This is a genomic window from Roseovarius sp. SK2, from assembly GCF_028807495.1.
GTDB lineage: Bacteria > Pseudomonadota > Alphaproteobacteria > Rhodobacterales > Rhodobacteraceae > Roseovarius > Roseovarius confluentis.
On sequence record NZ_JARAMK010000001.1, the window covers coordinates 824492 to 849580 of the forward strand.

Here is a 25089-nt window from a genome sequence, read left to right on the forward strand (position 1 = left end):
AGACGACTTTAAGCACTAAAAGTCAAGCCATGACCGCGCCATCAAAGGTAATTTTCCAGCGCCCGCTGCCGAAGCCCCGGACAGGCCGGGTCGGTTTCAGTCCCCCAGAATAAGGAACGCCCCACCAAAAGGCGGGGCGTCAAGGTGCCGATCCGGCAAGGCGGATCAGATGAGGGAGTCTTCTCCTCCGAGAAGACCGCCGAGCAAGCCGTCATCTCCTCCCAGCAGGCCATCGGTCAATCCCCCGAGCAGGCCGCCGGAGCCCGATGGATCTCCGTCCGTCAGCAGAACGAGATCGGTCGCTTCCGCCACGACCCCTTCGTCGCCGATCACTTCACCGAGAACACCGTCGTTTCCAGTCACATCACCCAGCACGCCACTGTTCCCGGTCACGTCGCCCAACAGGCCGCCATCGGCAAGTGCCGGATCGAGCAATCCGTCGCCCTCGCCACCGAGCAATCCCCCGGTCAGGCCGCCGAGCAGACCATCATCACCTGTGACGCCACTCAACAGGCCGTCGCCCCCGGTCACGCCGCCTAACAGGCCCTCGTCGCCGCCAAGCAGGCCACCCAGCAGACCCTCCTCGCCGGTCACACCGCCCAGCAGGCCATCGTCGCCGCCAAGCAGGCCACCCAGCAGACCCTCGTCGCCAGTCACGCCGCCCAGCAAGCCATCGTCGCCGCCAAGCAGTCCACCCAGCAGCCCCTCGTCGCCAGTCACGCCGCCCAGCAGGCCATCGTCGCCGCCAAGCAGTCCACCCAGCAGCCCCTCGTCGCCAGTCACGCCGCCCAGCAAGCCATCGTCTCCGGTCACGGCACCCAGCAACCCATCGTCGCCAAGCAGCCCACCGACAAGACCGTCCTCGCCCAGCAGGCCGCCTGCCAAGCCGTCAGTGCCCAGAAGACCGCCCACGGGGCCGTCGCCCCCCAGCAATCCGCCTGCAAGGCCGTCTTCGGCCAACAGGCCACCGACAAGGCCGTCTTCCGTCAGCAAGCCGCCGACCAGTCCGTCCTCCGTCAGCAGGCTACCCACAAGACCGTCCGGTTCGACAAGGCCAGAGGTCAGTCCCGTCGTCCCGAGCAGCCCGCCCAGAAGGGATTCGTCCCCCAGCAATCCGTCCGTCACGCTGTCCAGCGGGTCGTCCGACATCGAACCGTCACCGATCAGTCCCGCGCCCAGCAGGGAACCAACAAGACCGTCACTGCCGGTGACCGCACTCAGCAGGCCGTCGTCGCCGACAAGCGTGCCCAGCAAACCTTCCGAGCCGGTGATCGCGCCTAGCCCGCCCTCGTTGCCAGTGATTGCGCCAAGAATACCATCGTCGGCAATAACTGAATCGAGCACACCGGTCGTTTGCTCCGGCTCGGGATCTGGATCCGGGTCGGGATCGGGATCGGGATCAGGGTCCGGATCGGGGTCAGGGTCCGGATCAGGGTCTGGATCGAGCGCCACGCCGCCGTCGCTGTCGTCCAGGTGCGACGCCAGGGCAATACCCCCGATTCCCGCCCCGGCCGCCAGCCCTGCCCCGAGACCGTTCATCCCGAAACCCTCGCCTAGGCCTGCAACGGCTTCCTCGCCCATCACGCCTTCAACGCCACTATAGCTGCCGTCCGCGTAAATAAGGCGATGCGCCTCTCCGTTCGCGGCGCCGCCGTAGAACTCACTGACGCGGATGGTGTCTCCATTCGTCAGTTCGACCATCAGGTCGTCGCCGGACCGCGTGAATCGGCTTACGCTGTCTTTGTTGACCGAAATTTGAACGTTCACGGCGTCACCCGCCATCTGTCCACTCGTCGCCATATCTTACATCCTTTTAAAAAGGCCCCCTGAGGCCAGAATCACAAACTTAGGATTGCCCCCACGGCAATTTAACTATCAAAGGTATGTATCAGATAAAACCTTTTGTCTAGTTTTTATATCCTTCAGCGTTGCACCTTTGCCAGCTTCCGAAGAACCTCACCAAAAAGTAGGCAAACATGTTTCTCGGCGCTGGCCTTTCGGCAAGATTGCACGCGACAGATCCGGCGGCTCCGCATAAGGTCGCAGTGCCTTCGATCCGCCATTTCAACTATCGTACCGGGATGAAAGCACGCGCATGACGTCCGACACGCCCAGGTCATCCAGCAAGCCGGTGTTCGGCATGCGACCGGTGATCCAGACAATCGCGCGCATGATCGCCACGGACCGCCGCGCGTCTCTGCTGGCCAGCGACAGCGGCAAGGTCCTCCTCGCCAACCCGCCCGCGCAACGGCTCGGCCTCAACCAGGCGGCCCTGCGGGAGAAGTTCGATTGGCCTACTCTGTGCACGCAGGCCTACCGCGCCGGCAGCACTGCCGCCTCCCTTTCGCTCGGCACGATGGAGCTCGAAGGAGAGGTGGTGCATATTTCCCTCGGCGCGCGCGACGGCTACCTTCTGCGCCTGGCCGAGAACGACCACGAGGCGTCTTGGCTGCGCAATCGCTCCCGCTCGGCCACCCTGCTGCGCGTCGCGCACGACCTGCGCACGCCAATTCAGTCGCTCGTGGCAACCGCTGAAAAGATGATCGAGACCGAGCACGCAACCGAAGCGGAAAGGAAGCAGGACCGCGATCAGTTGAGGCACTCTTCAGAGGTCGCTCTCGACCACATCAGCAACGTTCTCGGCGTCATTCGCGGAGACCAGAGCCTGGCGGGAATCCGCCCTGACGAGACCTTCAACATCACCGAGGAACTCAGGTCGATGCTCGTGGTGATCGGCCCGATCGCCCGGCAACGCGGCCTTGAACTGAAACTGCGACTCGACCCGCACGAGGATATCTGGGTCCACGGGCCGGTGCAGTTCGTGCGCGCCCTGTTCCAGAACGTGATCGACAACGCGGCCAAGCACGGCGGCACCGAGGTCGAGATCAGCCTGACCTGCCGTGCCCTGCCCTCGACCGACGGCACGGACGACAGCCTCAGGATATCCCTGACCGTCAAGGACCTTGGCGGCGGCCTTCCCGAAGACCAGAAGGCGCGTCTGTTCAAGGCCGTGGGTCAGACCAGGTCCCTGGGCGGTAGCGCCGCCAACCCGCCCGATCGACCTTCGGCCGGCCTGAACGTGCTGGCCCATGCCCTACGTCAGCTCGGCGGAAAGCTTGACCTCGAAGACCGCCACGTCCGGGACGACCCGGACGGCGCGGTGACCGGCACCATGATCGAGGTCACGTTTCCCATGCTGAGGGGCAAAAGGGAGATTCCCCCCGAAGCATCGGCACACCAAGCAGGGACCGAATACAGGGAATTGTCCGGCATCGGCATCATCCTCGTCGAGGACAGCCCCTCGAGCCGCGACTGGATCGGACAGGTCCTCAGAATCGCGGGCGCCCGGGTCTGGGCGGCCGGGAACGGGGCCGAGGCGCTGTCGCTGCTGGACTGCCCGGACGTTCGGGACAAACTGAACCTCATAATCACCGACATGACCTTGCCCTATATGACCGGTGTCGAATTCGCACATCGCGCCCGTAAAGAGATAAGCGTGCCCTGGACCGGCCCGATCATCGCCCTGACCGCGCATGTCGGCCAGAAGATCGTCGATGCCTGTCACGCCGGCGGCATCGAGAAGGTCCTCGAGAAGCCCGTGCGCCCCGCGATCCTGCGCGAAGTCATCCTGAATGTGATCGACTCCAACCGCGCGGATGGCGCCGACGCGGCACCCGCGGCCCTTACGTCCGCCAGCGCACCGCAGGAGCAGCCAATCCCGCTCAACAGCTACATCGTCAACGACCTGCTAGAGCAATTCGGGAAGTCCGGAGCCATCTCCTTCATGCAACGCGCCCTCAACGAGGCTTCCGATGTTCTGTCCCGCCTGCGCGACGACGGCATCGGCCCGGATACGGGCCGCATGTTACACGCGGCCACCGGAGCGTGTACGCTGACCGGACTTTCGATGGTCGAGGCCGCACTGCGGGCCTTGGAGCTAGCGCTGGAGAATCAGCAATCAACTGAACCGGGCATCGTTCAGCTAGAATCCGCGATCGTGGAGACGAAAGCCGCTCTTGAAAGACTTGATTGAGAGTCTTCTGCATTCCAGAGTCTCAAAAAGCGCACACTTCCGCGCGTATCGTATTTGTGACATGATTTTCTTTATGAAGCCTTAGTTCATTGCATGTAAACGTCGCCGCCATCGCGCCCGGTGGCGCATCAGTGATGCCGAAAGGCGAGTAACAGCGTAGAGGAAAAAGCACGTGACGACAGCTGCATCATCTGGAAGTTTCCAGACGTCGATCATTCGTGTGTTAATAGCCGATGACCATGCATTGGTGCTCGAAATGTTCGAGCATTTCTTTTCCAACTTGCCCGGTTTCGAGGTCACCACGGCCCCCGATCTCGATACGGCCCTTTCGATCATCGATAGTGAAGATCCGTTTGATCTGGTCCTCGTGGACCTCAACATGCCCGGGATGGACGGCACCGAGGGTCTTGCCCGGGCGATGGAAGCGAATGGCGGTCGCCCGACCGGCCTTCTCACCAGTGACCCGGCGGCACAGGTAATCTCGGAAATTCTTCAGATGGGCAGCTCCGGCGTGATTCTTAAGACCGCCTCGCTCAAGGACTTGGCCAACGAGATCCGCTTCATGGCCGCGGGGGGCCGATATGTTCCGGTCGAACTGATCGACCAGCAGCGGCTCAAGTCGCGCGGCACCACCAAGGCCCCGCTGTCGGATCGCGAGATGGACGTTCTCGGCCTTCTGACCGAAGGTCGCCCGAACCGCGAGATCGCCGAGGCGCTGTCGCTGGCCGAGGCGACGGTCAAGATGCACGTCAAATCAATCTGCACCAAGCTGGGCGCCAGCAACCGGACGCAGGCGGTCATCGTGGCGCGCGACATGAATTACATCTGACGTCCGTCGGCGGCCGCGCGCGGGCGGCTTGTGTCCGGCGTCTGCAACGCGCCGGCGATTGCCCCGGCATCCGGGGCCGCCGGCAACGTCCGGTCGCACAGCCCAAGCGACACCAGCACCGAGTCGCCCTCGGACATCTCGCTTTCGACCGCGACGATGCGGATATCCGGATAGATGCGGCGGATCTGCAGGCAAATGTCGGCGGCATCCTCGGGAAAGCCGAAGAAATCTTCGTCTACGATCAACACGTCCAGCGGCGCCTGGCACTTTCTCAAAAGGCCCATCGCGCGGTCCGAATCCTCCCCGCGCAAAAGCCACATCCGAAACCCCTGCCCGGGCCGGCTCAGCTCGTAGGGCAGATGGTCCCAGTCGAGAAAGGCCAGGACCCGCCGCTCCTCCTGCCGGGGCTTTCCGGCGACGGGTATCGCGGTTTCCATTTCAAAATTGTGCAGCAGCATGAAACATCCCCTCCGAAATTCTCTGTCACGAACCCCACGCGAGGTCTTTGACCGCTCCGGAACCAACCCGGGAAATCCAGTCGACGGATGTTGATGTCGGCCTGTTCTTTCGATCAGTACACGCAGAAATGGCAGCATCCGGGTTCACACGCAGCAGCCCGATGACATCCGCGCGCAGGCAGCACGCGCTCTCCATCTCGACTTCGGTGCGGTGAAAAATGCGGTCAGCAAGACTGGGTGCCGAAGAGGGCCCATATTTCGCCCGAGCGGATCGAAGCCATTTCATCCTAATATCAACATCCCTGAGGCTTCGGATCGAACCGAAACCAGATAAAAATTATTCCCGGCGTCTTGTAAAAACGGCAGCTTTTCAAACACCACGGACTACATACTTTTTACACCATGGACGAACTTTTGCCTAGTTAATTTATTTATAATACATTCTTTAGTATATATCACTTAAGATGCCGGTCGCATTCCAGCGTGCAATCCCCTTGTATAAAAGGGTTCGGATACTGCCGTAAATCCAGGCACCTCGTGTGCCGTCCAACGCGCTGAGCGCCCCGGCAAACGGGACGGCCCGGCGCGTTCCTGCATGCGGACACGCTGACAACGTCTTGAAACTCAGGATGATTCGCACGCCAGGCTACGGCTGCATGCCTTGCCCCGGACAGACAGTTTCCGTCCTTGTATCTCACCGCCGCCGCTGCCCCGTAATCAGAACCTCGTGGTCAGGCTCAGACCAAACAATTGTTCCTTGTCGCCCGGCTCCTTCTCGACCGGTACGGCGACGAACACCGACACCGGCGTCTCACCCACTTCGAAAGAGACCGACATCCCCACGGAACTGCGTTGATGAAAACTGTCATCGATCGAGCCGCCAAGCGTGTCGTCAAGATCCCAGACCCCACCGGTCTGCCAGAACACTCCCCCGACCAGCGGCGCCTCGAACACGTCCTCCAGGTTTCGCTGCAATTCAATGGTCGATAAAAGGTAATTCTGCCCGCCCAGTGCAGCCCCCTGGTCGCGCGGGCCGATCCCCCGGGGCGCAAAACCGCGGAACCCGTTGGCGCCGGAGGCGAACCGGTCGATCGCCCGGGTCGGATTGCTGCCCAGGCTCGAAACCTTCCCCGCGTCCAGGCCGAAGACAAGACGCATCTTCGATGTCAACGGCACGTAGGACCGCGTTTCAAGCCTGAAATCCGACAGACGGTCGCTGGTGCCGATGTTCCAGAAGTAGTGATCCACTCCCACGCTGTACTCCATGGAAGACCAGCCGGTCTCTTCCGCGGTCAGCGAACTGTGCTCCAGTCCCAGCCGCAGGTACGGCGCCTCGATGCCCGACGTCCGTTCTTTCAGCAACAGCGCGCTGGTCGCCGGCGCCACGTCGTAAAGCCGGTGATCCCGGTACCCCAGCCCGGCCTCGAGCCGCGTCGTGTCGTTCGGCGTCCAGGCCAAATAGGCTTCCGCCTGATAGGTTTCCTGCGAAAACGCGTTGTCGTCATAGGACGTGTCTTCCCAGCCCGCCTTGAAACCCAGGTCGATGGAATCACCGAAGACGTCCGCACGATAAAGCCGTCCCAGCACGCGCCTGACATCCTCGTTCACTTCCAGGCGGGCCGAGCCGTAAGTGTCGGGAAAGAGATTGTACCGCTCAAAGAACAGGCCGGCGATCAGACCGTCATCGGATGCATATGCGATTGATCCCTCGATCCGTCCGGGACGCGTGTTCAATTCCTCGACTTGGATCACCAGCGTGTCCCCCTCGGGGATCAGCGCGACACTCTCGAACACGCCCGTCGACATCAGGCATTCCTCGATCGCCCGCAACTCAAGCTCCAGGTAAGGCACGTTCGGAACTGCGCCGCAGGTATCCTTTATGTCCTGTTCCGGGATGAATTCCGCACCGCGCACCTCGACCGTGTCAAACGTCCGGACCGATTGCGCAAAGGCCGCCGGTGTCAGCGACATCAAAAAAGCGAAGAAAACGGCAAAACATAGGCGTGCCCCCGGACATCGCCGGGAAGAACTGGTTTCTGGCGGCAGCATATTCGTCTTTCTTTTCAGTAAGCCATCACGCGGCGGCTCCCCTGCCGCACGCTTCGGCCTGCCCCCTCCGGGCGTCTATCTCAGCCTAGCACGGGTCAGCGGCCGCGTCAGGTAACTCAGGATGGAACGCTTCCCGCTTTCGATATCGACCTGCGCGACCATCCCCGGACGGATGGCGTACTCCTCGCCGAAGCTCTCCAGGAAGCTGCTCTCGGTCCGCACCATCACCCGGTAGAAATCCTGCATCCCCTGCGCGGTTTCCTCCTCGACCGTATCCTCGGAAATCTGTTCGACAACGCCAAGCAGGTCGCCATACGTCGCGAAATCATACGCCGTGATCTTGACGCTCGCCGGCATCCCTGGCGCGACAAAGGCCACGTCCTGCGGCTTGACCTTGGTCTCGATCAGCAGTTGATCGTCGGTCGGGGTGATTTCCATGATCGGCTCGCCCGGCTGTACGACGCCGCCCAGCGTGGTGATCTTGATGTTGTTCACCCGCCCCGACACCGGCGACTTGATTTCCGTCCGCTGGAACTCGTCGCGCTTCTGGATCAGGTCCTGCCGCAAGGTCGTCAGCTTGGCGCGCCGCGTGGCAAGGTCCTTGTAGGCTTCCTGCACATAGGCATTGCGCACCTCGTTGATCTTCCCGTCCAGCTCGGCCTTCTGCTGGCGCAACTGCAACAGGTCGATCTGGCTGACCGAGCCGCCAGCCGCCAGCGGGCTGGTGATGTCGATCTGACTCTGGACCGTCTCGCGCTCCTGCTCCAGCGACGCCAGCGAGGCATCCAGCTTTTTGCGCCGCGCTTCAAACAGGCGCAATTCGGTGGCTTCGGTCTCACTCGGGTTCGGTCCGAAATCCAGTTCTGGCACTTCCAGAACCTCCGATTCCAACCGCTTGACCTCTGCCGTCAGCGCGGTGATCTCGGCCTGGGTCGAATTGAAGGCCGTCTCCGACCGCGTCGGATCAAGCCGCGCGATCAGCTGCCCCTCCTCCACCATGTCGCCTTCGCTGACATGCAGCTCCGACAGGATACCGCCCTCCAGACTCTGGATCGACTGCAAGCGCCGCAAGGGAACCACGCGTCCATCGCCGCGCGTAATCTCGTTGATTTCGGCCATCGCCGCCCAAGCCACGGCGATGATCAGCGAAAGAACGACCGTGCGGATCACCCAGCGCGCCCGCCGTAGCGTCTGGCGACGATAGGTGCCGTCCAGGTGGCTCGTGGTTTCCAGGTCCGCGTGGCTCATGTCACTGCCTGCACCGGTTTCTTCTGTGCCGTGTTGGCGCGTGCCGCGTTCAAGATCTCCAACAGGTCACCGTCACGCGCGACCCTTCCGTCCTTGAGAACCAGCGCCCGTTCCGTAAGCCCCAGAAGCTCGCGCTTGTGCGTGGCGATGATCGTCGTGCGCCCCTTCAACCACTCCTTCAGATAGCTGATCACTTTCGCCTCGGTCACGTGGTCGAAGGCAGAGGTCGGCTCGTCCAGCAAGACCAGCTTGGGATCCTGCAGCAGCACGCGGGCCAGTCCGATGGACTGCCGCTGGCCGCCCGAGACATTCGCGTTGCTCTGGATCTGCAGGTCGAGACCCCGCACATGTTGCCGGACAAAGGTGCCAAGCCCCACCGCGTCCAGCGCCTCGAGCAGTTCCTCGTCCGAATGCAGCCCGTGGTCGAGCAGCAGGTTCTCCCGCAACGTCCCCTGGAACAGCGCGACGCTCTGCGGCAGGTAACCGATCTGGCGCCGGCGATCGATCGGGTCGACCTGGCTCAGCGCAAGGTTGTCGACCAGGACGCTCCCTGCCTGCGGATCTGTCAGACCGGCCAGCAGTCTCAGCAGCGTGGATTTCCCCGCCCCGTTTCCGCCCAGCATTGCAATGCGCTCGCCCGCGTCGATCTTCAGTTCGGGAATGGCCAGCACGGGCGGCGCCTGCGGATCGTGGCGGAACACCACATCCTGGATGTGGTAATCGCCCCTCATGTCCGTGGCGCGTACGAAATGACGGTCCGTTGGCCGTTCGACTGGCAACGCCATGATCTCGTTCAGACCTTCCATCGCCGCGCGCACCTGCTGCCATTTCGCCAGCAGGCCTGCGACCTGCCCCATCGGGGACATCGCGCGGGTGGACAACAGCGTGCAGGCGATCAGGCTGCCCACGGTCAGTTCGCCGGCGCTGATCAGGTAGACGCCGACAATCACCACACCGGCATAGGCCAACCGCTGCACCGTGCTGACCAGCTGCGTCATCAGCGCGGTCAGGTTGCGGGTCTTGACCGCCGTGGTCGCCATGGTCGCCGTCAGCTGCGCGTGCGACCGCTGCAGCCGGCCCTCGGCCCGGGCCGCCTTGACCGTCTCCAGATTCGAGATCGTCTCCAGCAGCAGGCCGTTCAGCGCCGCCGCCTCCCTGGTGTTCTCGCGCGAGGCGTTTGCCAGTTTCTTCTGCATCAGCAGCCCCGGCAGCACGGTCAGGATCACGCCCGCCAACACAACCAGTGCGATGGGTCCGCCGATGAACCAGATCACGCCAAGAAAGATGATCACGAAGGGCAGGTCGCAGATCGCCGTGACGGTGTTCGAGGTAAAGAACTCCCGCACCGTGCCGAAATCCCGCACCTGGTTGGCAAACACCCCGGTCGAGGCAGGCTGGTTGATCAGCCGCATATTCGCGACTTTGTCAAATAGCTGCGCCGACAAACGCAGGTCCAGGTCCCGTCCTGACACGTCCACCAGCGATGACCGCATCAGGCGCAGAACCAGCTCCAGAACGATGGCGATCCCGACACCGCTGGCCAGGATCCAAAGCGTATCCATCGCGTTGTTCGGCACCACGCGGTCATAAACCTGCATCGAGAACAGCGCCGTGGCCACCGCAAGGATATTTGCCGCCATCGAGGCGATCATCACGTCGCGATAGATCCACCAGTTTTCCCAGACCGGGCCCAGCAACCAGTGCCCGCGCCCTTCTTTCTTGCCATCCAGGCGGCCCGACACGATGTCGATGGGTTTCGAGATCAGGACCCTGTCGTCGCGCAACCGGTCCAGTTCCTCGGCGGTCCAGACGGCCCTGCCACCACCGGATTCCGGAAGAATGACCTTGGCCCGACCCTCGTTGTAGGCCTCCACGATGACCGTGCGGCCGTTCTTCAGGAAAACCAGGACCGGAAAGCTGTGCTCCGGCAGTGACTGCAGCGGCTCGCGGGTCGTCCGGCAGCTCATGTTTGCCCGCCTCAGAGCCAGCGGGGCAAGGTCCGCGGACAGCTGGCTGCCTGCCTCCCGCGGAAGCCCCTCCGTCAGCTGTGCCGAAGAGGTGGTAACGCCCTGGATCCGGCACAGCTGCAGCAGCCCCAGTACAAGCGGATCGTGCATTTCCACGTCAGTCATTGCGTTCTTCCCTGATTGTTCTGCCCGTCATCTTGCAACCGTGCCCGCCGACAGCATCGTGCCAAGGACACCAAGCTCCTTTGCGGACTCGTACTCGGTCCTCTTTCTCTCGTCATAGGTATCGATCTCGTCGATCTGCGCGTCGTAAAGGTCACGCCCCGTGGTCAGCAGATCCAGGATCTCCCGCTGTCCCGCGATGAACTGCTCTTCGTACGAGGCCAGAACCTTTTCCGATTCCACCAGCTGCGCCGCCTTCGAGCGTTCGCTCGTCCGCAGCAGCTGCAGCCGCTCCAGCGCGGTCGTCGTAGTGTTCAGCAACTCGCGCTCCACCCCGCGCATCGAAGCCTTTGCGCCTTCCAGCTCCAGCCGCGCGCTCTGGATTTGTCGCTGACCGAAGCCGCGCGAATTCAGATCGACCCCGGCCGAGATCCCAAGCGCGGTCTGCGTATCTCCGCCATTCAGGTCGGCGCGCCCCTGCGCCTGCAGGTTGATAGTGGGAAAGCGCTGCGCCTTCGCGGTATCGATTCCCGCCTCGGCCTCGGCCACCTCGGCCCGGGCCGCAGTGTATTCCGGCGCGATCCGGATGGCGGCCCGGATCTTCTCGACCGTCCCGTAGTGCTGCGCAAACCCGATCGATGGCGGCGTGCGCACATCGCCCAGCGGCCGGCCCACCAGATATTCCAGCTGCGCCAGCGCAATCTGCCGGTTCGCCATGAGCTGCGACATCTGCTCTTCCGCCCGCGCGATCTCCAACCGGGCGCGAGCGACCTCGCTGTTATCGCCGACACCGCCCCTGGCACGGTCCTGCGCCTGCCCTGCCAGTCGACGGGAAAAGCTCATGTATTCGCGAGTATAGGCAATCTTGCGATCCAGCACCTCGACATCAAGGAAATAGCCCGCGATCTCGAAGGACAGGTCCTCGACCGCCATCTTCAGGTCCGCCATCGCCTGCACCCGCACCTGCGAGGCCTGCTCGATCTCCGCCTTCGTCTTGCCCCAGTCGAAAAGCAGCTGCGTGACGCTCAGCACCAGGCCGGGCCCGTCGCTGGCGGTCGTGCTGGTTTCACCGGACAGACTGATCGCAGGAAAATACGCGTCGCGCGCGGCATCGATATCCACGCTCTTTATCGCAACCTCCTGTCGCAGCGCCTCGACGCCCGGATCCGTCTGCGCAGCCAGCAGAACCGCCTCCTGCAACGACATCTGCGCCCGCGCCGGGCTGGCAATGGCAAGAATGAAAAGGAAAGACAGGGCAATGGCCGCAACTGGCCAGTTCAATGCATCGAAGACCGCCACCGCGGAAAAGCCCCGGTCATTGCTTTCAAAAGCACCCACCCTACGAAATAACAGCTCGCGCTGCTTGCTCATACCAAAACACCACTAGCGCCGCCCCACTGCAAAAAGGACGGCACCTCCCTGAAATTCAACCCCCACACTCAGCCACGTTACACGATTCAACCGCAAAAGAAAGATCTCCTACAGCCGAAAGAACTACAAATAACAATTAGCACCAAATTGGATGTAGTGCACCATACTTTTAAGCCTCAATAGAACGGAACCCGATGGTTGTGTTCTTTAGACGCTATCGTCCTGAGAAGAGAACAGGTCATCCAGAAGCGTACTGTCCGCATTCATGCCACCGGCAGCGTCGGCGAACAGGCCGCCCATATCGGCCAGCAGACCGCCAACCTGCGAAACCCCGCCATCGGCATCCGCATCGCCCAGCAGGGCCCCGATCACGTCGCCGTCCCCGCCGGTGACATCCGCGCTCGCAGGCCCGAGTATCTCGCTCAGAAGGTCGTCGACCTCGCCATCAGCCAACAAGTCACCGCCCGTCCCGACCAGCGTGCCGGTCAGGCTGCTGTCACCGACAAGGCCGGCAAAAAGGTCGTCAAAGCCATCGATCTCGCTGTCGGGGACCTCGACACCGAACGTGTCGTCGTCCCCAAGGAGCCCGGCCAGGACATCATCCATCCCGTCGAGCGAAATGTTCCCGCCAATCTGCGTCAGGTTATCGGGCAGATCCGCGATAACATCGTCACCCGCTCCGACAAGGCTGTCGAGAAAGCCGTCATCTCCCGACTCTTCCGCAATGTCCTGCGGCACGTCCGTGTCAGTGTCAGAAACCGTTTCCGGTCCTGGCTGGGGATCAGTAGCACCCGCGCTCGCGTCCAGCACGTCAGATGCACCAGCCTCCGCCGAGGCGTCATCCGCGCTGTCGCCTTCCCCGGCGCCAGACGCGACAACATCATCCGCACCGTCATCTATGACACCATCATCGCCGATATCGGCGTTATCGCCATCGGCTCCACTGTCAGCGACCAAGCCGGATATGCTGCCAAGCAGCCCTGCGCTCCCGGCCAGCGACCCCAGAAGACCACTGGCACCCGTACCGGACTCGTTGTCATCCGAAGGCGCGGCATCACCGTCGCCGCCATCTGCCGACACAGCATCACCACCGGAATCGTCTTGTCCGTCGTCGTCGCCATCGGTATCCGACCCGTCGGCCAACTGGGCATCGGACGTTTCTGCGCCATCATCGCCGCCCGCTCCCAACAAGCCGCCCACCAGGCCGTCTTCGCCCAGTACGCTGCCCAGCAGACCACCGGAACCGTCACCAGTTGAATCTGCGTCGTCACTGCCATCCGCATCCGAACCGCCAGACCCAGACGCCGACCCGCCACCAGACTCGTCTGCGCCATCATCGCCGCCCGCACCCAGCAGGCCACCAACCAGACCGTCGTTGCCAAGCACGCCATCCAGCAAGCCGTCGGAGCCGGAGCCGTCGCCAGACCCGTCATCGCCACCGCCAGATCCCAGCACACCGCCCAGCAGGCCATCATCGCCAAGCACGCCACCCAGCAAGCCGTCGGAGCCGGAGCCGTCGCCGGACCCGTCATCGCCACCGCCGGATCCCAGCACACCGCCCAGCAGGCCATCATCGCCAAGCACGCCACCCAGCAAGCCGTCGGAGCCGGAGCCGTCGCCGGACCCGTCATCGCCACCGCCAGATCCCAGCACACCGCCCAGCAGGCCATCATCGCCAAGCACGCCACCCAGCAAGCCGTCGGAGCCGGAGCCGTCGCCGGACGACCCATCGTCGCCACCACCGCCCAGCCCAAGCAGCCCGCCCAGCGCGCCGTCCTCTCCAAGCACCGACCCGAGCAACCCGTCTGACCCAAGCAGGTCGCCCACCACAGGAATATCTCCGACGATCTCATCCACAAGGCCGTCGTCACCGATCAGGTCCTCGACGAGGCCCGGAACGACCCCGTCCTCGCCCAGCAGGTCATCGACCGCGCCATCGCCGAGCACCGGGCTCAGGATACTGTCCAGCACGCCCTCATCCCCGACCAGCGGGTCCAGCAGGTCGTCCACGACCCCGTCTTCGCCAAGGATATCCGCGACCAATCCCTCGTCGCCGAGCACGATATCGATGGCGCCTCCAAGGTAGCCGTCCTCGCCCAGCAGGTCTTCCAGCACGTCGAGGTCCAGCAGGCCACCCTCGCCGACGACGGTACCGATCACATCGTCAATGACACTTCCTTCGCCAAGCAGGCTGTCCAGGATACCGCCTTCACCGGCAATCGCGCCCAACAAGCTGTCAACGACTCCGTCCTCGCCCAGAACCGGGTCAAGCACCGGATCGAGGACCGACCCCAACAGGCCGTCCTCCTCGTCCGTTGGTTCGATCTCGACATAAACTTCCGGCGGCTCGGTGGGGGCCTGGGCGCGCGGGATACCGGACTCTTCTTCGTCGCCTTCCGCCAGCATGGCAGCGGCGGACTCAGCTGCCTCGCCGGCATCCTCGATCTCTGACGTGCGGCCCGAAGCGGCGACAGATCCGGACGGCGGAAGCTCGGCAACCTCGACCGGCGGTTCCGACTCCGGCTCCTCCACGATCTCTCCTGAAGACGCCTGCGCCATCACTTGCAAATCGGGTGCTTCGGGTACGGTCTCGGTGTCCTAGACCATGATGTTTTGACGTTCCTCGGTGCGGACCGCCTCGTCCGGCACCACGGCCTCGCCACTTTCGGTGGTACGCGCCTCGGCCCGGCCGCTCTGCAGGACCAGACCCATGCCAATGGCGCTGGCCGCGGCCCCGTTCAGGCTGGACAGAGGCCCCTGCCGATAGGACTCGGGCACACTCACCGAGAAAGACGGCGTACCGTTCTCTCCGACGCGCTCAACCGATTCGTGCTTACCCTTTTTCGCCACCACGCCCTCAGGCCTCCAAGTGATCCCGCACCGCCTGCAGGCACTTACCTGCAGGCGCTACAAGGAACATTATACAAAAGCAGATAGAACTACTACTCACTACACCACTTGGCAGTATACAGCGAAATGCAGTGGAGAAAAGCATAATTTAGTATGTTGGATACATCCATTAGGTAAATTCGGCCCCCAACAAGCTCTGAACCACCACATTGCCGGCCAAGGGAAATGCTCGAGCATTTAACCTATACGACGCTAAGTTTTTGCTTTAATTTTGAAATTTTGACGCACATCCATCACCACCAAGCGCGATATGCATACTTTAGCATATAAATTAAACTCAGGTCCGTGGTCGGGCTCGCTTGGTGACCCCTCGCTGCATGGTCAGCTCTTCGGTTTTCTGAACTGCCCGTAGAAGCCATAGATCAGGGACAACAGGCTGAAGGTCAGCAAAACCGCTGTGATCGGACGGCTGACCATATCGATCACATTGTAATCGGTAAGCAAGAGCCCCTGTCGCAGGCTCTTCTCGGCGATGGGGCCCATGACCAGACCGATTATCAGCGGCGCGATGGGATAGCCGAAGCGCCGCAGGCCAAAGCCCACCGCCCCGAAGACCAGCATGATCGCGACATTCCCAACGTTGTTTTCCAATGCGAAGACGCCGGTCATGCACAACACCACGATCGCCGGACCGACAAGCGTGTAGGGAAGATCGAGAATGCGTGCAAAATACCGGGCCGCGCGCAAGCCGAAAACCAGCATCAGGATATTGGCGAAGAACATGCCGATGAATACCGAATAGACGAGGTCGCGGTTCTCGGTCATCATAAGCGGTCCGGGGATGATCCCGTGGATTGTCAGCCCGCCAAGCATCACCGCGGTCGTGGCACTGCCCGGGATGCCAAGCGCCAGCAGAGGGATCATCGAACCGCCGACAGCCGAGTTGTTGGCGCTTTCTGGGGCCGCGATTCCCTCAGGTTCGCCGGTGCCGAAGGCGCGGGGGTTCTTCGACCAGCGAACAGCCTCGGAATAGCTGATGAAAGCGGCGGTGGTCGCTCCCACGCCCGGCAGCGCACCCACGGCCGTGCCGATGGCCGACGACCGCAGAAGCGTAAACTTCATCCGCATGAACTCGGACAAGCTGGGCAACTCGGTCGAAACATTCTTGATCACCTGCCCCTCGGTATTGCCCTCGGAATAGCGCTGCAGCACCTCGGCCATGGCGAAGATACCGATGATTGCTGGAACAAAGCTGATACCCGAAAGCAGCGTGGCGCTGCCGAAGGTGAAGCGCTCTGTCCCGGTGATGGGGTCCAGCCCGACCGTGGCGAGCGCCAGACCGGCCAGACCGGCGATCAGCGCCTTTGTCGTCGAACCCGAACCGATCGAGGAGATGGCCGTCACCCCCAGGATGGCCAGCGCGAAATATTCCGGCGGGCCAAAGCTGAGCGCTGCGCGGGCAAGTGGCGGTGCGGCGAACATCAGCACCGTCGTGCCCAGAAGCCCGCCGATTGCCGAGGCGGCGAGAGCCAGGCCCAAGGCCCGACCCGCCTGCCCCTTACGCGCCATCGGGTAGCCATCTAGCGCAGTGCAAGCAGCCTCCGGGCTGCCCGGCGTGTTGAACAGAATCGCCGAAATGGAGCCCCCGAAGGTCGATCCAACATAGACGCCGCCCAGAAGCAAAAGTCCCTCGATCGGCTCGAAGACAAACGTGAACGGGATCAGCAGCGCGACACCGACGATCCCGGTCAGGCCGGGGATCGATCCGAAGGCAATTCCCCAGATCACCGCGAAGATGATCATGACGAAAGAAATTGGCGAGCCCAGCATGTACAGCAGAGCGTCCGAGAAACCTTCAAGCATGGTACGTCCTTTCAGTTACCCGGCGCTCAGAACAGATAACTGCTGAGGCTATAGAAAAACCCGGTTCCGCGCGGCAGCGGCAGCGACAGTCCGTAGGAAAAAAAGCCGATGAGCACGGCCGTGAAGACAGGCGGAAAGATCAGCTTCACCACCCGGTTGCGATAGGGCAGCAGCGGCAGCGCACAATAGAGGAAGGCAAGCGTTGCGATGGCAAAGCCCACGATCTGCAAAGCCCAGAAATACGCGAGTATGAGTGCGGCCATCAGGGCGGTCAGAAGCACCTGCGCCGGGGCGCGGCTGTCGGCCGCGCTGATGGCCTCGGCGCCCTCCGCGGTGCGGGCGCGCCACAGGCGAAGCCCCAGTTGCGCGATCTGCAGCAGGCAGAGCAACGCGATGCCGCCCAGCACCCATTGCGGCCAGGTGCGCGCATCGACCGGGCGCGGCACGCCGATGAGGCGGATGGCTTGCGTAGCGCTCAGAAGGTAGAGCGTGCCAACGAGCATCCCTACAGTTACGGCGAGCTCCGTAAACGTCTCTTTCATGGTTCCTCACTGTCGGAAAGACACCTGCCGGTCAGGCAGCGGCAATCATTGACTGCCGCTGCCATGTTTTTCCTCTGCGTCCGGCGCAAGCTGGGTCAGATCTGGCCCAGCGACTTCAGCACTTCGGTATATACTTGGACCTCGTTTTCCAGGAACTCCTGGAACGCCTCGGGACCAATCAACTCCGAGCGATATTGAAGGCCGCTCTGCTCTTCGATCTTCTTGTAGCTGTCGGCATCGACAGCCTCCTCGAAGATGCTGTAGAGTTTCTCGGCCTTTTCCGGTGCCGCCTCGGATGCAATGGCGACACCGCGCCAGCGACCCAGGGTCACGTCATAACCCAGTTCCTCAGCCGTGGGCACGTCCGGCAACACTGGCAGACGCTCCTCGGAAAAGACGACCAGCGGGACAAGTTCATTCGACTCAAGCGCGCCGCGGACAGGGCCGTATTCCTCGTAAAGCACGTCGATATGACCGCCCAGCACCGCCGCCATCGCTTCGGATGACTTCTCGAACGGGATCAGAGTCAGTTCAGCGCCGGTGGTCGTGTTCCACAGGCCGGCCAGCATCGCGTCAAAGCCGGCAGCGCCGGTGACGCCCAGTTTCAGGTCGCCCGGATTGTCCTTGAGATGCGCAATCAGGTCCTCGATGTTCTGATATTCGCTATCCGGGGCCACATAGAACAACCCTTGGTCGTACTGGATGCGTGCGACGGGCTGGTATTTCGACAGGTCGATCCGACCGAGCGCGTGATTGATGACCTGCTCCGGGCCGATCGCCATCAGGCTGCTACCATCGCCCGGGCGCTGTTCGAAATTGACCGAGGCCGGGATGCCTGCCCCGCCCGAAACCGAGATCGGCACGAGCGACGCGCCGGAGATACTCTTGAACGGTTCACCGATGGCACGAATAAAGCGATCGGTGCCGCCGCCGGGCCCGAACTGATGCACCACTTCCATGGAACCCGAGGGATAATCCTCAGCGGTTGCCGAGATCGGCGCAAGGGCCGTACCGGCGGCGAGGCCCAGGGCCATCAGGGTGCGTTTAAGCATGGTCTGTCGCAATTGTTCTCTCCTCCCTAACAATTGATATATCAATAGCATGTGTTTTATATACCAATCAAGGTTTAAAACACGTAGCATGACCCGAGGGATGGAATTCCATGTTTATCTGGTAGTTAAACGTCTTCCGCCGGGCACTTAAGAAACGCGCGACGCCTAGTCATGGCGTTGCGCCCAGGCGATGGCCTCGTCCAGCGACCGGAAATCGGCAATCGACCGCGCCGGCACATCGGGCGACAGCTCGGTCGCAATCCGCGCCAGCGCATTGCCGCAGCCGACCTCCAGCCAGACGTTGACACCACGCTCCCGCACGGCCTGCATCGTGTAGGACCATCGCAGCGGCGCGCTGATCTGAGCGGTCAGCGCCTCGGCCAAGGCCGGGATGTCCCGGGGAGCCTTGCCGCTCCAGGCAGAGACAAAGCGGCGCGCGGGCTTTTCCAGCGCAGCGTCCAGTGCGACGCGAAAGGGCGGCAGAGCGGCTTCCATCAGCGGACAATGCGAAGCGACGGTCACGTCGATGTCGCGTACCGAGGCCGGTCGATCCTGCAGGGCGTACTTGAGCGCCGCCAGATTGGTGACCGGCCCAGAGATGACCTGGTGTTCGGGTCCGTTGTCGATGGAGACCCAAGCGCCGTGATCGCGGCATAGCGCGTCAAGATCGGAGACCCGGCCACGCACCGCGAACATGGATTGCGGAACGTCCACGGCCTCCTCCATCAGCTCCGCCCGGACTGCCGCGAGCCGGATCGCGGCCTCGGCAGGCAAGGCGCCGGCTGCGGATATCGCCGACACCTCACCGACGCTGTAACCCACAAAGGCAGACGGGGACGGCAGCGACTCCCTGAGTACCGCCCAGCAGGCAAGCGCATGTCCCACGATCAGTGGCTGCGCGCAGCGATTGTCAAAGATGCAGGCATCGTCCGGCAAGTGCCGGTCCTGCAGAGAAAGGCCTGCGGCGTCGCAGGCTTCGCGGACCAGCGACGCCACGGTGTCATCGTCAGGCAGACCAGCGAACATTTCCGGATGCTGCGTTCCCTGCCCCGAGAACATGATCCCGATGCCCATCTCAGATCGCCAGCAACTTCAGGAAAAGCCCGGCGGACAGCATGTCGGCCGTACCGCCCGGACTGAGATTGCGGCGGATGCATTCCTTGTGCAGTGCGACTGCGCGGCGATGGCCCGGTCCGGTCCGCACGCCGCCCAGCCGCAGCACCTGCCGCGCCTCCTGACGGACGAAGCTAAGCCCTTCGGTCCCGCCCCGGTGCAGCAGGTTGGTATCCTCCAGAACAGCCAGGCTGGCGAAAAGCGCGTCCGATGCGGCCGCGCGCGGGTGTCTTCGAAACGTCTCAAGGCGCGGCAGCACCGCGCGTCGGATGGTGGGAAACCCCGCCGCGGCCTCTCCGCGCGCGCCATTGGCGCCGTAGCGGTGGCGCACCTTTTGTCCGTGCGTGATGGGCGCGGCAGAGCGGTCTGTACCGAGCGTCGCTCCCCAGAGCTGCCCGACATCGCACGCAATGTCGACGGGATCCGGCGCTGTGCCGATGGCCATTCTCCGCCCGGCGGCGGCACATAACAGCCCGATGGCAAAAATCGCACCCCGATGCGTGTTGACGCCTTGTGTGGCCGTCAGCATCCGTATTTCCGCGGCGCGCCCCAGATCCCGCAACTCCGCCAGCGGGGCATGATCCGCGCCGGCCTCGGCGATCTCGGGAAAATAGCCCGAGAGCGCGTCGATCGAAGCCAGAAGGGTCTGCGCGTCCATGTCGCGATGGGCCCCGTTGTCGACAAAACTGACAAGGCCCGGCTTTGGATAGCAGGCAAGCTCCAGAAAGAGCGCCAGGGAAGCAAGCCTTCCGATCCGGACCGCCGCCACGCAATGTGGGGCAGGCATGGGTACCACTTGCAACATCAGGCGATCCCGCCCAAGGGATGCGGTTCCAGGCGCGGGCCCTGGAGGTGGCGAACCAAAACCTGCGAGCTCTCTTTCAGGAATTCGCGCAAAGAAATCGCGGCCCGGTCGGCAAGCACCGCTTCGCCGTCGACCCGCGGCGTCGCGCCGGCGATCAGCCGCGAGATGGCGGCCTGCCGATCGCCGGGTGCAAGTCCGTCCAGGCCTTCGACGAGCAGGTCGAGGTCGGAGTTCGCATGAACGTAGCGCAAACCGGTAAGGCCCTGCCATGCCAGCGATCCGTAGACACGGATCCGGAGATTGAAAGCCTGTTCGAGGGTGAAGGCACGCCTCAGCGCCTGCGTCCATCCATCAGGCGCGGCGGCGGCCACATCGCGCAGGCGCGGCGGGCGGCTGCGCCAGACTACCGCATCGAATGGTACGGAAAAGCCGAAACGGCGCTGCGGTGCACCCAAGGGACGGGGCCAGCCCAACTGGCACGCGACGGCCTGCCCCGGCTGCATCCGCTGAACAAAGGGAAAGCCTGCCCCGGCCCATGCCGCCAGTTCCCTGTCCATCGGGGTCCCGCCGAAAAACTTGGGATCGACGAAGACAAGGTCGTGTCGCTGAGGCGAGCGCGATTTCATGCTTGACGCACCAGCTCTGCCACGCAGGCGGCCAGGGTCCGCCCGCCCCGGGCGCGGCCCATGTCGCCTCGCGTGTCATCGGAGTTCGCTTGGGACATGGCGTCGAACGCCGCCTCTAGCCTGTCGGATGTCGGACTTTCCCACAGCTCGGTCAGCGCGCCGATCGCATGGTAATTGCGCACGCCGGGGCCGAGCATCGCAGTTCCCTCGACCAGTTCGGTCAAGCGGTCCTTCGGCACCTTCATGATCCGCGACATCGCGTCGAGGCGCATCACCCGAACCTCTGCCTCGGCCAGCGCGTCACAGCGCGTCGCGGCCATTCCGGTCGCCATGAACCCGCCCGATAGCGCCAGCCTGTGCACGAGGCCCAGCACCCGCGCACCTTCACGGCGTGCCAAGTGAAGGACTTCGGCCAAATGGGCGAGCGCAGCGACATTTCCCAGAAGCTCGTCGCGCAGGCTGAGCCGTTGGCCCGAATTGTCGACCAGAAAGAGAATATCGGCGGGTTTGCTGCCAGGCTCCGCCTCTGCCAGCACGTCCAGCACGGCGCCGGCGAGCCTGGTCGCCTCGTCAATCCCAATCTCGCACTGGTTCACCGTGCCGATGATCCGCAGGTCCCGGTCGTTCAGGCGCCCACGGCCAAAGACCACGTTGCCCTCGTGCTCCAGTGTCCAGTCCGATCCGAACAATTGCTGCAGCAAGGTTTCGGTTGCCTTCATGCCCGTTTTCTCCGTTTACCGTCGACCGCGGCTTGGAACGGGTCGGGTTCAAGTTCGGGCAGCCGCCAGGGATCCGAATGGCCCATCGCCTGCCATATCTCGGTGCCGTCGCGGGCCGCGCCGAACGTATCGATCCGCTGTTTCAACTCGGTATTCCGGGCGCGCAGCGTCTCGAGCGTGATCGCGCGGGATTGGCCCAGGAGGGATACGATTTCCGATCGGAAGGCGCCCGGGTCGTCCGCCACCAGACGGTCCGCGTCACCCATCAGATAGCGGTGCCGCCCGCCCATCGTGCGCCAGACCAGCGCCCGGTCGCGGGCGTCGAATTCACCCGCGCCCTGTGCGCTTTCAATAACCTCGGGACCGGATACCGAAAGCCGGCCTTCCCCGCTCATCACAACCCAGTCGCAGGACCGCGCGGCGATGGACATACCGCCATAACAGCCGTTCGCCGACCCAATCACTGCGATCACCGGCACGCCCGCATCGCGCGCGGTGAAGATTGCACGCTGTATCTCGCCCACGGCAACCAGCCCGGCATTCGCCTCGTGCAGGCGGACGCCGCCGGAATCGGCGAGGATCACGACCGCGTCGGGGGCCCTGTCGGCGGCGCGCAGCAACAGCCCGGTCAGCTTGGCGCCATGCACCTCGCCCACGGCGCCGCCCATGAACGCGCCTTCCTGTGCCGCGACCATGATGTTCCGCCCGTCAAGCCGCGCCTCGCCCACGATCAGCCCGTCATCAAAGGCGCTGGGCATCCCGAAGGTGGCCAGGTGCGGGCTCTTGCGCCGCGCCTCCGGGCCGCAGATTTCCGTAAAGGTTCCCTTGTCGCAGATGCGTGCGATGCGCTGGCGGGCGCTGAGTTCCAGATAGCTTTCCTGGGGGGTGGGCAGCACATCAGACATCGAGCACCTCCGCAATTGCCTGTTGCAGGCGCAGGTTCACCACTGCGGGCGTCGCGCCGCCGTCATTGATCGAGATGCGCAGATCGGCCACCGGGTATTGCGCGGCGAAATCGTCCAGCACGGAGCGCCAGATCTCGTCAAAGCCCTGGGCCGAGGTTTCGACCACGATTTCGCATTTCCCGTCCAGCTCGGCCGGTTCGATCAGCACTTCCAGCTGCCCTGAGCCGACCACGCCGACGATCTGTGCCGCGCGCCGCGTGTTGCCGCGCTTCACGTTGTCAAACTCGAATTCAAGTAATGTCGTCATGCCACTCACCAATTTCTGAAGCGTGCCGGAGGATCGTAAAGCCCGCCCGACCAGCGTACGAGGTCACGCACAGACCTTGCCGCCAGCAACGAGCGGGAGGCCAGCCGCGTGTCGATCCCGATATCGGAAGGATAGCGCACAGCGCCCCGGCGGCGGAGATCGGCAACGCGTTTCGGATCACGCCTGCGGCCTACCTCGGTATAGCCCGCCACCGCGCGAATGGCTTGCTCTCGCTCGTCCGGGCCGCGGCAGAGAAGAAGGTTCGCGATGCCTTCCTCGGTCACGATATGGGTGACATCGTCGCCGTGAATCATGATCGGCGGCAGGTCCATACCGAAACGTTTCTGGATGTCCCATGCGTCCAGACGCTCCGTGAATACGGGCTGGCCACCCTCGCGGAAGGTCTCGACCAGTTGTACGACAAGCTTGCGGCCGCGCTGCGGCGATTCCTGCCCTGTTTCCTCCCGGGCGGCCTGCAGGAACGGGTCCGATGCGTGGCGCCGTGCGCGGCTGTCGCAGCCGAAATTGGGTGCGCCGCCAAAGCCGGTGATCCGGTCGCTCGTCGCGGTCGAGGAATTGCCGGCGGTGTCGATCTGCAGGGTCGAGCCGATGAAGAGATCCGAGAAATGGCCCGCAAGCTGGCAGAACGCCCGGTTCGACCGCAGCGACCCGTCCGGCCCGCAGAAGAAAACGTCCGAGCGTGCGGCAACATAGTCTTCCATACCCAGCTCCGACCCGGCGGAATGGATCGAGGTGATGAACCCGCTCTCCAGCGCCGGGATCAGCGTGGGGCACGGATTGACCGACATGTAGTTGCAGATCTTGCCCAGCAAACCGAGGTCACGGGCATAGGTCGGCAGGATCAGCTCTATCGCGGCCGTGCCAAACCCGATGCCGTGGTTCAGGCGCTGGATGCCATAGGGTTCGTAAATGCCTCGAATCACCATCATCGCCATCAGGATCTGGATTTCCGTGATAGCGGCGGGATCGCGGGTAAAGATCGGCTCGATGTAGTGCGGCCGCGGCGCCTCGACCACGAAATCGGTCCAGTCCGCGGGCACGTCGACACGCGGCACCCGATCGACGATCCGGTTCGCCTGGGCAATGACGATGCCGCTCTTAAAGGCGGTCGCCTCCACGATGGGCGGCGTGTCCTCGGTGTTTGGGCCGGTGTACAGGTTGCCCTCGCGGTCGGCGGCCTCGACCGCGACGACGCTGACGCGCGGCGTCAGGTCCACGAAGTAGCGCGCGTAAAGCTCCAGATAGGTGTGAATGGCGCCGATCTCGATGACGCCGTCCTCGATCAGCTGCGCCATGCGAATGCCCTGCGGCCCCGCGTAGCAGAAATCCAGTCGCTTCGCGACGCCGTGCTCGAAAAGGTCAAGGTGCTGCGGCAATGCCAAGTTCGACTGCACGACATGCAGGTCGTGAATCACCTCGGGGTCAACGTCACTGAGCACTTCCGAAATGAAATCGGCGTGTTTCTGGTTGTTGCCCTCGATGCAGATACGGTCATTCGGACGCAGCACGGACACAAGCAATGTCTCGGCCTGATCGGCGGCGACGATCTTTCCGAGACCGTTTCGGGCGGCTTCATCGAGCCGCGCGGCCTTGTCGTCCGCCAGGGTTCCCCAACTCATATCATTCAAAGCCTGCCTCCCCCGCCACAGTTGATATACCTTAGATATATTTTATCAGAACACGAAGTGCAAGGCGCGCGCGGACGGTTTTGGCACGCAGGGTTTCAAGCTTGTGCTGAAGGTGCTTGTGCAGGGTCGAGGCCAATCCGTCGCCCTCGCGGGCTTCAAGGAAGGGCATGATCACTTAATGCTCTTCGGTGGCTATTTGTTACAACGCCTAGCTGTCATGTCGGCGACGAACCATGCGCGCCGCACCTGGGTGGCCAGCGAGCGATACTGCACCATCAATATCTCGTTGCGGGCAACGACCAGGATGCCTTCGTGGATCTGCTGATTGAGGCCAAAATACTCGGCCAGGCGCCGCGCTTCGAAATGGCCAACCATTTGATCATGAGGCGGGCGCATTCGCGGGGTTCGCCGTCGATGACGTGTTCGCATGCCTGCTCCGCGCGCAGCGCCTCAAAGGGTCGCGCGGGTGAACTCGGAGATATAGTCGATCAGCTTGTCCGACGCCTCGCCCGCTGCCGCCGGGTCGCCCTCGGCGATCTTG

Annotated in this window: 22 protein-coding genes; 2 read left to right on the top strand and 20 right to left on the bottom strand. The window is 63.1% G+C overall.

Annotation, left to right across the window (positions count from 1 at the left end):
* Nucleotides 1-165 precede the first annotated feature (165 nt).
* Nucleotides 166-1800, bottom strand: coding sequence for a BapA prefix-like domain-containing protein (locus PVV74_RS04150; RefSeq protein ID WP_274592329.1), 1635 nt, complete (start codon nt 1798-1800; stop codon nt 166-168).
* 295 nt (nt 1801-2095) lie between these two features.
* On the opposite strand from PVV74_RS04150, the gene PVV74_RS04155 reads away from it, so the two are divergent.
* Both PVV74_RS04155 and PVV74_RS04160 read left to right on the top strand, forming a co-directional pair.
* Entirely contained in the window at nt 2096-4033 is a 1938-nt protein-coding gene (locus PVV74_RS04155) for a hybrid sensor histidine kinase/response regulator (protein WP_274592330.1), read from the top strand.
* A 172-nt stretch (nt 4034-4205) separates the two neighbouring features.
* Entirely contained in the window at nt 4206-4862 is a 657-nt protein-coding gene (locus PVV74_RS04160; RefSeq protein WP_245890588.1) for a response regulator transcription factor, read from the top strand.
* On the opposite strand, the gene PVV74_RS04165 is transcribed toward PVV74_RS04160, so the two are convergent.
* The 19 genes from PVV74_RS04165 to PVV74_RS04255 form a co-directional block, all read right to left on the bottom strand.
* Nucleotides 4853-5320 carry a hypothetical protein gene (locus tag PVV74_RS04165; RefSeq protein ID WP_274592331.1) on the bottom strand — a complete coding sequence of 156 codons (468 nt, stop codon included), beginning with the start codon at nt 5318-5320 and terminating at the stop codon, nt 4853-4855. The two genes, PVV74_RS04160 and PVV74_RS04165, sit on opposite strands and share 10 nt — an antisense overlap.
* Before the next feature lie 717 nt (nt 5321-6037).
* Nucleotides 6038-7291, bottom strand: a complete 1254-nt coding sequence (locus tag PVV74_RS04170; RefSeq protein ID WP_170067276.1) for a BamA/TamA family outer membrane protein — start codon at nt 7289-7291, stop codon at nt 6038-6040.
* Nucleotides 7292-7444: 153 nt separating this feature from the next.
* Nucleotides 7445-8617: an HlyD family efflux transporter periplasmic adaptor subunit gene (locus PVV74_RS04175; RefSeq protein WP_103765062.1), complete on the bottom strand. Its 1173-nt coding sequence runs from the start codon at nt 8615-8617 to the stop codon at nt 7445-7447.
* Nucleotides 8614-10749 carry a type I secretion system permease/ATPase gene (locus tag PVV74_RS04180; RefSeq protein ID WP_274592332.1) on the bottom strand — a complete coding sequence of 712 codons (2136 nt, stop codon included), beginning with the start codon at nt 10747-10749 and terminating at the stop codon, nt 8614-8616. The genes PVV74_RS04175 and PVV74_RS04180 overlap by 4 nt, the downstream gene beginning before the upstream one ends.
* A gap of 27 nt (nt 10750-10776) precedes the next feature.
* Nucleotides 10777-12117, bottom strand: a complete 1341-nt coding sequence (locus tag PVV74_RS04185; protein ID WP_103765064.1) for a TolC family protein — start codon at nt 12115-12117, stop codon at nt 10777-10779.
* Nucleotides 12118-12324: 207 nt separating this feature from the next.
* On the bottom strand, nt 12325-14649 hold the full coding sequence (locus PVV74_RS04190) for a hypothetical protein (protein WP_274592333.1): 2325 nt from the start codon (nt 14647-14649) through the stop codon (nt 12325-12327).
* A 66-nt stretch (nt 14650-14715) separates the two neighbouring features.
* Nucleotides 14716-14967 carry a hypothetical protein gene (locus PVV74_RS04195; protein WP_274592334.1) on the bottom strand — a complete coding sequence of 84 codons (252 nt, stop codon included), beginning with the start codon at nt 14965-14967 and terminating at the stop codon, nt 14716-14718.
* A 381-nt stretch (nt 14968-15348) separates the two neighbouring features.
* On the bottom strand, nt 15349-16830 hold the full coding sequence (locus PVV74_RS04200; RefSeq protein ID WP_274592335.1) for a tripartite tricarboxylate transporter permease: 1482 nt from the start codon (nt 16828-16830) through the stop codon (nt 15349-15351).
* A 26-nt stretch (nt 16831-16856) separates the two neighbouring features.
* Complete coding sequence (locus PVV74_RS04205; protein WP_274592336.1) at nt 16857-17372, bottom strand: tripartite tricarboxylate transporter TctB family protein; 516 nt, start codon at nt 17370-17372, stop codon at nt 16857-16859.
* 95 nt (nt 17373-17467) lie between these two features.
* The gene (locus PVV74_RS04210) at nt 17468-18424 is read right to left on the bottom strand and encodes a Bug family tripartite tricarboxylate transporter substrate binding protein (RefSeq protein WP_245890589.1); all 957 of its coding nucleotides are present in this window, start codon (nt 18422-18424) and stop codon (nt 17468-17470) included.
* Nucleotides 18425-18589: 165 nt separating this feature from the next.
* Nucleotides 18590-19498, bottom strand: coding sequence for an acyltransferase domain-containing protein (locus PVV74_RS04215; RefSeq protein ID WP_274592337.1), 909 nt, complete (start codon nt 19496-19498; stop codon nt 18590-18592).
* A gap of 1 nt (nt 19499) precedes the next feature.
* Entirely contained in the window at nt 19500-20324 is an 825-nt protein-coding gene (mdcB, locus tag PVV74_RS04220) for a triphosphoribosyl-dephospho-CoA synthase MdcB (RefSeq protein ID WP_211286210.1), read from the bottom strand.
* Between the two features lie 17 nt (nt 20325-20341).
* On the bottom strand, nt 20342-20968 hold the full coding sequence (mdcG, locus tag PVV74_RS04225) for a malonate decarboxylase holo-[acyl-carrier-protein] synthase (RefSeq protein WP_103765070.1): 627 nt from the start codon (nt 20966-20968) through the stop codon (nt 20342-20344).
* Nucleotides 20965-21687: a biotin-independent malonate decarboxylase subunit gamma gene (locus PVV74_RS04230; protein WP_274592338.1), complete on the bottom strand. Its 723-nt coding sequence runs from the start codon at nt 21685-21687 to the stop codon at nt 20965-20967. Before PVV74_RS04230 ends, mdcG begins: the two co-directional genes overlap by 4 nt.
* The gene (locus tag PVV74_RS04235; RefSeq protein ID WP_274592339.1) at nt 21684-22592 is read right to left on the bottom strand and encodes a biotin-independent malonate decarboxylase subunit beta; all 909 of its coding nucleotides are present in this window, start codon (nt 22590-22592) and stop codon (nt 21684-21686) included. The genes PVV74_RS04230 and PVV74_RS04235 overlap by 4 nt, the downstream gene beginning before the upstream one ends.
* The gene (mdcC, locus tag PVV74_RS04240; protein WP_103765073.1) at nt 22585-22899 is read right to left on the bottom strand and encodes a malonate decarboxylase acyl carrier protein; all 315 of its coding nucleotides are present in this window, start codon (nt 22897-22899) and stop codon (nt 22585-22587) included. Before mdcC ends, PVV74_RS04235 begins: the two co-directional genes overlap by 8 nt.
* 5 nt (nt 22900-22904) lie before the next feature.
* Nucleotides 22905-24539, bottom strand: a complete 1635-nt coding sequence (mdcA, locus tag PVV74_RS04245; protein ID WP_103765074.1) for a malonate decarboxylase subunit alpha — start codon at nt 24537-24539, stop codon at nt 22905-22907.
* 40 nt (nt 24540-24579) lie between these two features.
* Nucleotides 24580-24723, bottom strand: coding sequence for a hypothetical protein (locus PVV74_RS04250; RefSeq protein WP_274592340.1), 144 nt, complete (start codon nt 24721-24723; stop codon nt 24580-24582).
* A gap of 17 nt (nt 24724-24740) precedes the next feature.
* A complete protein-coding gene (locus PVV74_RS04255) occupies nt 24741-24977 on the bottom strand; it encodes a hypothetical protein (RefSeq protein ID WP_338020415.1) in 237 nt (78 codons plus the stop codon).
* Between the last annotated feature and the right edge of the window lie 112 nt (nt 24978-25089).